Below are 13311 nucleotides of genomic sequence, written 5' to 3'. Positions count from 1 at the left end.
CTCCGTCGTATTTGTTAACAATTATCAATTGTTGAGTTACGATTTCAAAGTTATGCGTTAAAAATTTGATTACTAAAGTTAAGCATTTGGTGTTATTTTTACGTTCAAAAAAACGTAATTAAATGCTGCATAATTATCAATTAGCTATCGCAAAAATTCCATTAATTGCTCAAACTATTGGGGATAAGTTTAGCAGTTTGGCTCAAGTTGTAGCCGTCGTTTTAGCAGGTTATCGAACAACTATAGTTACGGATGAGTCGTCAGATTTTGATTTTTACGTGTATTTTGAAGAGGAAATTCCTGTTGACATGCGGGAGGCGATAGCGAGACAATTTTCAGATCGCATCGCAATCAACAATCAATTTTGGGAACCCCGGGACGAGTGGATAGATATTAACACTGGCTGCGGTATAGATATATGGACGGGATTAAAAACAGTTGTCATGATAGTTAGTGAACGACGGCTGTGGAAGAAAACCACCACGCTCAGATCGTTTTTACGCTTAGTAGTTTAAGCTGTAATGCTGAGACAATTGCTGGGGCTATCCTCCGTCATTGGGGCATTGAAAATAGCTTACATTGGACGCTTGATGTTACATTCTCTCTTATATGAAAGCCGGATTCGGAAACAGAACTCTCCCGCAAATTTTGCACTTCTACGTCGCTTGGCTATAAATTTACTAAAACAAGAAAAAACTTCCGGCACAAAGTCTAAAAATGAAGCGGTATCGAGCAGCAAGGGACAATAATTATTTAGTTAATTTTTTAAACTCTGCCAGTTAATGCTCGAAATCTAACACCTATCTAAGAAGGAAAATTATCCGGTTTTAAGAAGTTTAGAAAATCTTAAGGTTCTGATTTTATCTTCTCAAGTGGGGTGAAAATTAATGATTTTAAGAAGGTTTTTTTAGTTATTTAGTAATGCATAAATTCAGGGTTTTGTCAAATTAATTTAGATGCGTTTACCCTGGTTCTAGTTGCACCGCGTTGATAGGATTCGACATCGTAGAGTCGTTGCCCTGCTTCGTTTTTGATGCTTTTGATCTTCCCTTCGTCTGCATATTTTCTTAGGGTGTGTGGATGCAAGCCCAGAAATTCGACTGCTTTTCTAAGTGGGACGTATAGCCTTTCTCAGAAAGATGAGGTACGAATTTTGACCTGGAAAGCTTGACACTACAGGGTTTCGGTATACCTCATGTTACTGAGAAAGGCTATATGCCATATAGCAAATCGTAGCATACGTTAGCAAAAATAAGCAAACTATCTACTGTGCCCTAACCTCTTGACGATCGCCAAGAATGTTAAAAAATGTTTCGCCAACAGTATCGTATCTCGGCTATACCCCTAAGTGAATAGATCCCAAATAGGTTCTATAAGTATTAAATTTTTACAGTCTCTACATTTTCTTAATGTTCATTAAGAATCACAAAGAAGTAAATCCCCCTTGACAATCATCTATCTAAAGGAATATAGTCTGTATGTCCAAGTGCGATTCGTTCTCTCAACACACTACTCGGGACTTACGCCATGACGCTATATATAGCGCGTTAAGGAGCGGGCGATCGCCTAATTCAGGCTGTTGGCGATCGCGTTTGAGTTCCTCAGCGATATCTAACTCATTAGTACGCTACATATAGCGTAGCTGCGTAACTCCTGACTACTGATAAAGTAGATGGGGAGAGAGGCTAGGTTCTTTGAAACCGAGACAACTTCACAGTTATGAGGGTTAATTTCCCTCCCTCCAAACCACAGGAGTGAATATATAGCCCACACTTAAGAGGATGGTATCTCTTACTTGCGGTGCATGGGTTAAATGACGGTAACTCGAAGCAAATGCGAGAATCCCGGCTAGTGGAGTCAGACAAGGTTAACGTACAGTAAACCTAGTAACAGAACTATCGTCAACAGACGTGACTCGAAAGTAGCTGTAAAAGACATCTAAATCGATGTCTCCCTTAGAGGGAAGATGAGTAAATAGTAACTCATAACAAGCCTACAACGCCGGACAACTGTACGGGGGGATGAGTCTAATGCGTACAGTAAACCAAAGTATGAAGGGGTAGATGCTCCCGTGAAAGGCAACCGCAAAACGTCCCAGTAGTCATCAAGGCGGTTAGAACTAAAAGAGTAAAACACGCCTGTGAAAACCTTAATCAAGGAGATTTTAAAAGTGACTGACCCAGCTTGTTTTGAGCGAAATCCTGATGTTGAAGTGTTGGGAATTGTACAAGCACCAATTCATCAAGTTTGGAAGATATTTAGACCGTTTGGAAAAGAAAACCTACAATGGTGGAAAATCTACGAAACGATGGATATTCTTCCCCCAGGAAATGATAAAGTCGGTTGTATCAGGCGATTCAAACTTAGTGTTCAACATACTACGTTTGATGAATTGCTTGTAGCGAGGGATGATGATAAATTCTCCGAACGATATGACTTTGTGCAAGTGGAACCCCAAATCCCTGGTTTAAAGGCAGTATCTACTTTTGTGGAATTTACTCCTTTAGTCGATCCCATGACTGGGAAAGAAACTTTAACAAAAGTCAGATGGTTTTCATACACTGAAGCATCCCCACCGCAAGTAAAACAGGCACTTATGAACGTACAACATAATGCTTATACTGATGCGATAAAGTATTTGAATAGTGCATTTAATTTGATTGGAGAATCTCAAACAATGAATTTACCTAACTATGCTGAGCAATTGAGCCATAATCCTACAAGCGTTGCTGATTTCATAGCGACTCTTGAGAAAATACTAAAACAGGTACTTACTGACGTTGTGGTCGAGCAGCCAGAAAAATGGGAATATCAGACATATGAAAAAAATGCGGAGTTGCCTGATGTCGATTTGACTAGACTTCCTCGGGCTGTTAAGGGACTTCCACAATCTGAGGCTCTAGACCCAACAAGAGCTGGTATGTTTTTTAAGCGACTAAATGAGGTTCTTTATACTGAGCTTGGCATACAAGAACGTCTTGCCAAGTCAGGTGATATTTACCAAGCTGTACAAGGTGGATACATTGGTGAAACCCCATACATCAATGAAAATTGGCGTAAAGATAGAGAGTTTGCCCGTCACTTCTTGAACGGTCTTAATCCTATGACAATCAAGGTTGTAGGAAGTATTGAGGAAGTTCCAGAAAATATGCGCGACCTTAGTTATAAAGGAAAGTCTCTACGTGATTTGCTCCTTGAAAAACGCCTATTAATAGTCGATCTTCCAGAACTGAAGAACGTTAAGCCGCACCAAGGTATGTATACATATCCTGCTACGGGGCTTATCGTGCAAGACTCTGAGGAAGGAGAGACTTTTGTGGACATGATAGGTATCCGACTAAATGATGATCTTCCGGTTTACACTCCGCAGTCCCCAACAAACCGCTGGATGCTCGCGAAACTGCACATGAAGAGTGCAGACAATCAGGTGATGCAATTTATTTGGCATCTCGGATTCGGCCATATTGGTGTCGAACCTTTTGCCGTTGCTTTTCACAATTCTTTTCCACCTAGCGTAGATCACCCAATCAGGGACTTGCTTGCACCTCATTTCAAGGACACAATTGGTATCAACTATGTGGCACGGCACACCCTCGTTTCAAATGTGATGCCGTTTACAGACAGCACGTTTTCCACTGGAACGGCTCAAGGTTTGGAGATTATGCTCAACGCATGGCTCAAATGGGATTTTGAGAAATCAAGTTTTCCTCAGCAACTTTCGGAACGTGGATTTGACCGCGAGCAATCAGAGGGCATTCAAGATTATTACTACCGTGAAGATGGCTTCAAGTTATGGGATATTTTTGGCGAGTACACAACCGACTTTGTTAATGCAGCATATCCTAATGACGATGATGTAGCCACTGACGCGATGATCAAGGGATGGGTTACAGAGATGAGAGACCCAAATAAGGCTGACATCCCCTCATTCCCTGAAAATATTTCCAGTAAAAAGCAATTAGCTTGGGTACTACAAAATATAATCTGGAAAACGAGTGCCGGACACGCCATATTAAACTTTGCTCAGTTTGACTATGGTGCTTATCTTCCTAATTACCCTATCGCAATGTTGGCACCAATGCCAGAGGGGGAAGATGAGATTTCTGATGAGTATGTGAAAGCTGCCTTGCCTCACACTATAAAGCGGATTTTATTCCAGCTTACCTCTGCTTATTTGCTCACGGATGCTTCACGTTTTCGCCTTGCAGGCCCTTTAGCGATCGCCCCTTTGGAGAAGAGATTTCCAGAAGTACAGCATCGTGCAAATCTTCGCTTCACAGCACTTTCAACGGATATAAAACTACGTAACATGAAGCTACAGGATGCAGGTAAACTTCCCTACCCCTATTTAGACCCTGAAAATCTACCCCCCAGTATTGACATTTAGTCCTTTTTTATTTTAGGAGATAGGTACAATGCCGTTTTCTTTTTCACAAGTAGAGGTTGATTATTTAGCTTCTGGCAAACGCCTCTCGCGTACCAGTAATAACTTAACCTCGTTATCGCCTGATGAATTTTGGTCAGCATTTGACGACTATTTAGCACTTCAAAAAGCTTTAAGTGATCACCCAGATATTAGGTTAGAAACAGGAGAAAATCAGCCCACTAATGGCATAGGATCAACAATACGATTTGAGTACAAAGGCTCTCTTACCCGCGAAACATTAGTTGTTTACGACTCGCAGAAAAGAATTTGGAAAATTAATATCCCTGAAGCCAATTCTTTTTTTAGCTTCTATGAGCTTACCATCAGAGTTTATCCGATGAGTGATGGTAGCCAAGGCTCAGAAGTAACGCTTACACTTGACTTTGCTTTACAGGGACAAGAGGAAAAGGAGCGAACAAAGTTTCTGCAAATAATAGCCACGGCTCCTGAACGACGAGTTGAGGAATTTAACAACTTTATTCTTGAACGAGACGGTCTGCGTTGCTCCTTCGAGGTTGATGTATATTGTCCCGCCGAGCAATTATGGGCAATAATCGGCAATTGGGAAGATATATCTTGGGTACAACATGCTATAGATGTCAGAATGATTCCTGTATCGGGAAGACGAGTATTTTTTCCTCAGAATAAGATTCTTGAAGAAAACTTAATCTATGCCTCTGATGCGGAAAAACTCCTAGTGTATGAAGTAACAAAAAGCGTAATGCCTGTCAGTCTCTATCGAGGGACAATCACGCTTTCAGAGAGAAATTCTCAATTGACCAAGGTACAGTATAATAATGTCTTTATTCCTCAAAAAGGACAAAAGCCTCAACAAGTAAAGGCAGAGATAGAAAAGAGCTTCCAAGAGCGTTTCTCTTGGTTTCAGAATGAATTTGATACCAGATCGCTTTCTTAAGGCCAACTGCAAACAAAATACCGGAATTGGCGAGGGCGCTATATAAACGGCCACTCAGCACGTAATCCCAAAGCCGATAGAACGATTCGCTCATAAATTGGGAACGTTGTGCAGACTGATTGAGAATTTGAGGAACTTAGTCTTGCACAGCCCGAAATAAGAGCGAACTTTTCAATAAAAACTTTGGGATAACATTTCCATCTTGAGTTCACCTAAAACGACACCCACACCCTAAAAATTATAAATGCCATGCCAATTGAAAAAGTACCTAATACTTCCTTGAATTACTACCTGATTGCCTTTGATAAGGATGGCAATGAACGCGATGAAGCTGATGGAAAGAAACTGAGCGAACAAATCTTCTCAGCACTAGCCAATGAGCCAATCACAGATGTATTCCTTATGAGCCACGGGTGGATGGGTGACATCCCCGCAGCGCGACAGCAGTACAACGACTGGATTGGCGCTATGGCTAAACAAACAGCCGATATTGAAAAAATAACACAGGTGCGATCGGGATTTCGTCCCTTAATGATCGGACTGCACTGGCCGAGCAAACCTTGGGGCGATGAAGATTTGACAAGTTCGGTGTCCTTTGACGTGAACGACGAAGATCCAGTTGAGGGGTTAGTAGATGAATATGCCTCGCGCATTGCTAACACTGAAGCAGCACGGCAAGCCCTGCAAACAATTCTCCGGGCGGCGAGCGAAGACAACACACTTGATAGCTTGCCACCAGAGGTACTCAACGCCTACCAAGTGTTGAACCAAGAGGCTGACTTGGGTAGCGAAGGTGAAGGTGCGGCACCGGGTTCGGATTGGGAAGGTTTCGATCCAGAAGCCATCTATGAAGCCAGTATAGATGAACCAGTAAGTTTCAGCACCGACAGCAGCTCAGTCTGGGATAAGGTTTTGGACCCCCTGCGGGTACTGTCTTATTGGAAAATGAAAGACCGCGCTCGCAAAATCGGTGAAAGCACTGGTTTCAACTTGTTAAAAACACTGCAAGAGAACGCTGCAGAAACGGTGCGATTCCACCTGATGGGTCACAGCTTTGGATGCGTTGTTGTCTCTTCCATGCTCAACGGTCCGCAAGGGAAGGGTAGCTTAGTCCGCCCAGTGAATTCTCTGGCGTTGGTACAAGGCGCTCTATCGCTCTGGTCTTATTGTTCAAAGATTTCATACGAACGCGATCGCCCCGGTTACTTTAATACAATCATCGCTCAAGGTAAAGTCGCAGGTCCGATCGTTACAACTCACTCGCAGTTCGACTATGCAGTCGGCCGGATGTACCCCCTAGCGGGAAAGACTGCCTTTAGTGCTGTGGACTTTGCCCCCGGTCAGTTGCCTAAATATGGCGGAATTGGCAGCTTTGGTCTAGGCGGAGATGACCTCGCAGCGGAAAACATAAATATGCTCCCCTGCGATGCCTCGTATGACTTTAAACCCGGAAAAATTTACAACCTGGAAAGCAGCAAGTTTATTTGTGCGAACCTGGGAGGGCCAACAATGGGTGCCCATTCCGACATTGCTAAGCCGGAAGTAGCTCATGCCGTGTGGTCAGCAGCTTATCCCAGTTAACCGCCAGAGTTAGACTCAATTTTTTTGCCTGCGAGAACGGATAGAGACTCAGAAAGCCCTTGTTAAAAAAGCTTGTGGGGTTTCTATCTGATTCACTCAAAACTCAAATTGTGATTATTCGCCCAACCCACCAGGAACCAAAAATATGAACGAAGAAGACTTGCTATTTTTCAATGGAATTAATGGCTCGACGGGCGATTATTTGCTCCCCCCTATGACTGCGGAGCGAGTATCTAGGATTGCCCAAGGCGAAGAGTTTGATCCAGAAGATCTCTACGACCTCGAGCAAAAAAAGAAATTGGTTGAAGGGCTAGACGCCGATTTTGCTCCTGTGGAGGGAGTAGACCCTAAGAAGTTAGAAGAGACGGGTTGGGGAGTAATTTTTGCTTACAATGCCGATCCGGCCATCCGGGAGGCACTCAGCGAACTATTAGAGCATCGCCAAAGGCAAGCAAGCCAGAAAAAAGAAAAATACTACCAGGAATACACCGGCGTCAGGGGTTATCGTCCGGGCGAGTCAAAAAATCAGTTTCTCTCGCGTCAGGGACTAGGGCCAGGTCCAGCCGATCCAGACAAAATGCCCTACTACCTGCTGATTGTTGGTGATCCAGTAACAATTCCCTATCGCTTTCAGTCCCAGCTCAGCGTTCAGTACGCAGTGGGTCGCATTTACTTTGATACGCCACAGGAGTATGCTCAGTACGCTCGCAGTGTAGTAGAAGCTGAAACTAGCAATTTATCCCTATCCCCTAGCGCTGCCTTTTTCGGTGTGTGCAACCCAGGAGACGCTGCGACTAATCTCAGCACTCAAGACCTCATCATGCCACTTTCGGAATGGGTTGTTGAGGAACATCCCAACTGGGATGTGAAAACGATTCTTAAAGAAGAAGCAACCAAGGCCCGACTAGGGCAACTGCTAGGAGGTAGCGAAACGCCTAGTTTGCTGTTCACTGCCAGCCACGGTATGGGCTTTAAAAATGGCGATCCGTTACAACTGCGCCACCAAGGCGCACTGCTGTGCCAAGACTGGCCAGGTCCCAAGGAGTGGAGACAGCCGATCCCGGAAGATTTTTACTTTTCTGCGGACGATATTAGCGAGGACGCTCGCTTGCTGGGGTTAATTGCTTTTCACTTTGCTTGCTATGGCGCAGGTTGCCCCCAAAAAGATGAATTCGACGGTCACAAAAAATCCCTTTCTGAACGACCAGACATTGCACCGTACCCCTTTCTTGCTCGCTTGCCACAGAAACTCCTGAGTCATCCCAAGGGAGGTGCTCTCGCTGTAATTGGTCACGTCGATCGCGCGTGGGGCTGTTCTTTCTCCTGGTCAGATATTCGCGGTTCTAGTGCAGATCGCAGGCAGATCGCAGTTTTTCAGAGTAGCGTGAAGCGTCTGCTGGAAGGTCATCCAGTCGGGTCTGCGGTAGAGTATTTTGACGAGCGCTATGCTGAAATCTCCTCCGACCTCAGCATTGAGCTAGAAGATATCAAGTTTGGTGCGACCGCCAACAATCAGAGTTTGGCTGGGATGTGGACGGCTAACAATGATGCCCGCAACTATGCGATTATTGGCGATCCAGCAGTCCGGCTGGTTGTCAGTGACAGTAAAGATGCCAGCACCGATCGCCGCACTATTGAAACTGTGCATTTGCCTTCTAATCTGGAACAGGGGTTGGCTCAGGAAACTCAAGAGCAAGTTGCTGGTGAAGCTGCCCTCAAGCAGACTCAGACACAGCTTATAGCATCACTAGAGCAATTTGTCAATACTGCTCAAAAGGCTTCAGTTGACAGCCCCGAAAGCCTGCAAACCGCAACGTCAATAGCTACCAATCTGTTGAATGTGTTGAAGGCATTGAGTTAACTGGGCGATCGCAAATATCGCAACTATGTAAACGGCTGTGTGGGAAAACTCCCGCACAGCTTTTAAATTTTCAGGCAGCAGCTAATATTCTCAGTTAGGTTTAGGTAAATTACTAGCAGTGCCAATACCATCACAAACGTGACGTTCTTCAGGCATAACTTCGGAATCAGGATTATTGAGATAGTCACGTACCCAAGTGCAACCCCGCACCATCAGCTCATCTAATCCTTCAACCCGCCATAACTTAACCGTTCCATCTTCGCCACTCGTAGCTAGAAGCTTGCCATTGAGACTAAAACCGACGCTCTTGACCTCACCTTTATGACCTTTGAATACAGCTACCTCTTGACCGGCTACATCCCACAGACGAGCAGTTGAGTCAGCTCCGGCAGTTGCTAGCAGCTTACCATCCTCACTCCAACGGAGTTTCAGAACCGGGCCTATATGACCTTTTAATTCATTTAATTTATGACCGGACAAATCCCACAAGCGGACAGTGCGATCGTTACTACCGGTAGCCAATTTTTGACCGTCATTGCTCCAAATGACGCTGTTGATCCAGTCTCGATGCGCGGGGAATTCTCTTACCTTCTGACCAGATAAATTCCACAAACGTACAATGCCATCCATTCCGGCGGTAGCTAAAAGTTTGCCATTCGGGCTAAAACTGACACTCAGGACGGCACCTTCATGACCTTTTAATTCTCTCAGTTGCTTACCATACAAATCCCACAAGCGAGCAGTGCCATCCTTTCCTGATGTAGCTAAAAAATTACCATCCGGGCTAAAGTTCAGACCCAAAACTCCACCTTTATGACCCTTTAATTCTCTCCGTTGCTTACCAAATAAACTCCACAAGCGAGCGGTTCCATCCTCTCCTGATGTAGCTAAATGTTTGCCATTTGGGCTAAAACTTACCTTCCAAATTATACCTTTATGACCTTTAAATTCTCCCAGATTCTCGCCTGATAAATAATCCCACAGGCGGACATTACCATCAGCTCCAGCAGTCGCTAGTATCTCACCATCAGAGCTAAAACTGACACTCCACACTTCTCCTTTGTGCGCTTTAAAATCAGTTAGCGGCGGGCGATATTGCTGCAAATTCCACAAGCGTACAGTGCTGTCGTATCCCGCAGTTGCCAAAAGCTTGCCATTTGGGCTGAAAATAACACTCCTAACTGAGTCTGAATGCCCTTTAAATTCCTTCAAGAGTTTTCCATTCAAATCCCAGAAACGAACAAACCCGTCCTTTGAACCAGTGGCAAGGTTCTGACCATCTGGACTAAAACTGACGCTAAACACCCAGTCTTTATGTCCTGACAATTCTCTCAACTCTTTTCCTTTCAAATCCCACAGCTTGACAGTGCTGTCCATAGAGGCAGTGGCAAGTTTTTGACCATTGGGACTAAAACTAACACTAAACACCGTATCTTTATGCCCTTTAAATTCGCTTAAAAGTTTGCCGTTCAAATCCCACAACTTGGCGGTGCCGTCCTCAGAACCTGTAGCGAGAGTCTTACCATCTGGGCTAAAACTGATGCCCCACACTTTTTTATTCCTACTGGTATTATGGGCAGGAAATTCTTTTAATAATTTGCCCTCCCAACTCCATAAGCGAACCATGCCATCCCCAGAACCAGTGGCGATAGTCTTACCATTAGGGCTGAAAGTGATATTAAATACCCCCTCCTTCTGCTTAGGAAATTCCCTCATTAGGTTTCCCTTCAAATCCCACAATTTTGTAGTCCCATCCTCACCACCAGTCGCCAGTAGCCGACCATCCGGGCTAAAGTAGATATTTCTAACACGTTCTTTACTCACTCCAAATTTAATTAGTTCTTTGCCATGTAAATCTGACAAACGAACTGTGCCATCAACTCCAGTACTCGCCAGTAGCTGGCCATCAGGGCTAAAACTGACATCCGTAACGGGGCGTTTATGCCCTTGTAGGCGATTGATTTCTGTGACTTCAGAAGTTACTTTGTGCAGCCTGCCCATGACTTCGTTCATTAAAATTGTGTTTGATATCCACAGGTGCTTAACTTCTTTGGCTGCTTGTAAACTTCCTATCAATGCCTCTAATTGATCGACTTCCAACTTAGCTTCTGAGGAAGTACTTAACGCCTGAATTCGCTCAACTTCTGCTTGCCGCCACTGATATCCAGCAAAGATAGCAAATCCAGCAAAGACAAAAGCTGAGCTGACAGCGGCGAAAAGCAGGCGATGTCTGCGTTGTTTTTCTTGCCTGCGGATGCGATCGCGCAACTCCAAACAAGCCAAGACATATTCAGCTTCTTCTTGGTTGAGATGCACAAATTTCGGCTGTTTCAACAGCACTTGTGCATCTTCTAATCTTCCCCCCTGATGGATTAAATAGCTCTTTTGGTCTGGTTGTTCCTTATGCTGGTGCCAATCTTCTGCCGCCTGATTTATGTTTTCTCGCAGTTGCAAGTCGTTGCGGTTCTGATTCAACCACTCCTGCAACGTTGGCCAATAGCGGATTAAAGCTTCATGGGCGACTTCTACTTCTTCCTTCCCGGTAGTTTCGTTCCGACTGGTGACTACTAGCCGTACCCCTTCACCAGCTAGCTGCTGTACCAACTTCTTAGTCTCTGCCAGATTGCTCGCACTGGACACGAGATCCTCTAACTCCACTCGCTGGCGAGTGTCCCGTCGCTTCTCTCCCTGTATGGCATTCTTATCCAGGCGAGTTAAGCGCAAGAAAATATTCTGGATTTGCTCTTGTTTGTTAGCTGGTAGGCTATTGTAAAAATCATCGGCAGTTTTAGCGATCGCCTGCTGGACTCCACCGATGGCTTGGTACTCCTCATCGCACAGCCAGCGTCCCCGCCGTCGCTTCCACAGTTCCTGCAACGCATATTGCAGCAGTGGCATTGCCCCAGGTTCCCCCTGCACATCATTGAGAATGGCGTGACTCAAGCCAGCTTCAAAGCGCAGTCCCCCCCTGTCTGCCTGCATCTTCATCGCTGTAATTAGTTCGGCAGGTTCCATCGGTCCAACCAATTTTTGTCGGGTTTCAATCCGCTTTCTCAGTGGGGGGTAGAAGGTACACTCTCCTAAAAAGTCCGCCCGCATCGTTATGACAACTTTTCGGCGTTCGGCAAGGTGAAACAACTTGTCGATAAATTCTTGCCGATTGGCTTTATTCTCGCAGAGGGTGAACAGTTCCTCAAATTGGTCTACCACCAATATTGAATGCTGTTCCGATACCTTTAACAGTATTTCTAATTGTTTGAGCGGCTCGTTGCTGGGTGTGATGCGAACCGACTGTAGGCTTGGTTCCTGCTGTTTAAGCTTAGGAATCAGTCCAGCTAGTACCACCGATGACTTACCGCTGCCCGAAGTACCGATAACAGCTAAGAAATTATCCTTCGCCAATTCATGTTGTAAATCTCTAATCAGCTCATCGCGCCCAAAGAAGAACTTGTGGTATTGTTCTTCTGCAAAGGAAGATAGACCGGGAAAAGGACACTCCGCCTTGTATTCTGGTGGTTCTTTTCCCAAAGCGGAGAGAGCATCAAAGCTAATTTCCAGGACTTGCTCGCACAGGTTATCGATCTCTACTATTGCCTGCTGGCGCTGTTCGCGGGCTGTGCGTGACTCGGCTCCCCGCGTATCTTTCAGCGTCTTTACCTGGGTTTCAAATCTCTGCTTGAGTACGTCCGCATTAGGGGCGCGTTCTACGAGGAGTTTGCTCAGCTTTTCCATACCATACTCGATTTCCTCGTCTGTTAGCTCGCGATCGTCAAGGCGATCGCTAAATAAGGGACGCCCACCCAAGCGACTAAACAAAGCCGGGACAGCAATATCGTGACGCTTGGACAATCCGGCTGTTGCCTCTTGTAGCGCCGTATCTACCTCTCCTGACTCTCTGAGTCGTCGATAAAAGTTCTGTCCTAAAGCCAAGCCTGTTTCTACGCTCACCTTGCGTGTCATCGCTACTACCGCAGGCATCCCCAAGTTTCTGACTAATCTTTGCCCTAATCCACCTAATCCTACTTCGGCTCTGGGGTCGGCACTTTCGCAAGTGCACAGGAAGGTAAAGTGAGGTAAGCTCCTCTGATAATTACCGATGTTCTTGAGCTCTGAAAGTAATTCTTCTCCCGTAACTGGCTGAACTTGGTTATCTGCTTTTGCCCAGTACAGAACTGTTTCTCCATTATCCAGCAGCTTGCCGTGGGCGACAAAGTGTAGCAATGTGTATGGCTTCTTGGCGTTAGTCAGTTGCTTAGATAGTTCTTGTAGGGTTGGGGGCCCTATAGCACCTGCAACATCATTTGCCAAAATTTCGTAAGGAATTTCACCAAGCGCTTCCTTGACTCCTGATAAGACAGCTTCAACGTCAAAAGGTGCTAATTGAAACTTGCCGATATTAGAGGGACTCGCTACGAGTACCAGTGCCCGCAAGTCACGCCGTCCAATGGGGGGAAAGCGGCGATCGATAATAGTAGGAATGTACAGAGAAAAGGGTACGCGCTGGTTGCGGGCTAAAAGATGCCAACT

At 45.2% G+C, this 13311-nt stretch carries 6 protein-coding genes and 1 pseudogene; 5 read left to right on the top strand and 2 right to left on the bottom strand.

Annotated features, from left to right (window positions below; genetic code table 11):
* The first annotated feature begins 122 nt into the window (after positions 1–122).
* Entirely contained in the window at positions 123–515 is a 393-nt protein-coding gene (locus QUB11_RS23760; protein ID WP_333205086.1) for a hypothetical protein, read from the top strand.
* 427 nt (positions 516–942) lie between these two features.
* Here the strand turns inward: QUB11_RS23760 and QUB11_RS23755 are convergent.
* Positions 943–1095, bottom strand: a pseudogene (locus QUB11_RS23755) (MerR family DNA-binding transcriptional regulator); the annotation flags it as partial.
* A gap of 1045 nt (positions 1096–2140) precedes the next feature.
* On the opposite strand from QUB11_RS23755, the gene QUB11_RS23750 reads away from it, so the two are divergent.
* From QUB11_RS23750 to QUB11_RS23735, 4 genes are all read left to right on the top strand, one after another.
* A complete protein-coding gene (locus QUB11_RS23750) occupies positions 2141–4387 on the top strand; it encodes a lipoxygenase family protein (protein ID WP_333205082.1) in 2247 nt (748 codons plus the stop codon).
* Positions 4388–4415: 28 nt separating this feature from the next.
* Positions 4416–5342, top strand: coding sequence for an SRPBCC family protein (locus tag QUB11_RS23745; RefSeq protein WP_333205080.1), 927 nt, complete (start codon positions 4416–4418; stop codon positions 5340–5342).
* 249 nt (positions 5343–5591) lie between these two features.
* The gene (locus QUB11_RS23740) at positions 5592–6923 is read left to right on the top strand and encodes a hypothetical protein (protein WP_333391871.1); all 1332 of its coding nucleotides are present in this window, start codon (positions 5592–5594) and stop codon (positions 6921–6923) included.
* Positions 6924–7068: 145 nt separating this feature from the next.
* Positions 7069–8784, top strand: a complete 1716-nt coding sequence (locus tag QUB11_RS23735) for a hypothetical protein (protein ID WP_333391869.1) — start codon at positions 7069–7071, stop codon at positions 8782–8784.
* A 90-nt stretch (positions 8785–8874) separates the two neighbouring features.
* On the opposite strand, the gene QUB11_RS23730 is transcribed toward QUB11_RS23735, so the two are convergent.
* Positions 8875–13311 (bottom strand): nSTAND1 domain-containing NTPase (locus tag QUB11_RS23730; RefSeq protein WP_333391867.1); only part of this gene is annotated, 4437 nt, incomplete at its 5' end.

The organism is Microcoleus sp. B6-A1, from assembly GCF_036705085.1.
GTDB lineage: Bacteria > Cyanobacteriota > Cyanobacteriia > Cyanobacteriales > Microcoleaceae > Microcoleus.
This window is presented reverse-complemented; position numbering and strand designations above follow the sequence as displayed.

What these genes read in the sequence shown, in the direction of transcription:
- QUB11_RS23745 (WP_333205080.1), top strand. Translation starts at nt 4,416, where the DNA reads ATGCCGTTTTCTTTTTCACAAGTAGAGGTTGATTATTTAGCTTCTGGC.
- QUB11_RS23760 (WP_333205086.1), top strand. Translation starts at nt 123, where the DNA reads ATGCTGCATAATTATCAATTAGCTATCGCAAAAATTCCATTAATTGCT.
- QUB11_RS23735 (WP_333391869.1), top strand. Translation starts at nt 7,069, where the DNA reads ATGAACGAAGAAGACTTGCTATTTTTCAATGGAATTAATGGCTCGACG.
- QUB11_RS23740 (WP_333391871.1), top strand. Translation starts at nt 5,592, where the DNA reads ATGCCAATTGAAAAAGTACCTAATACTTCCTTGAATTACTACCTGATT.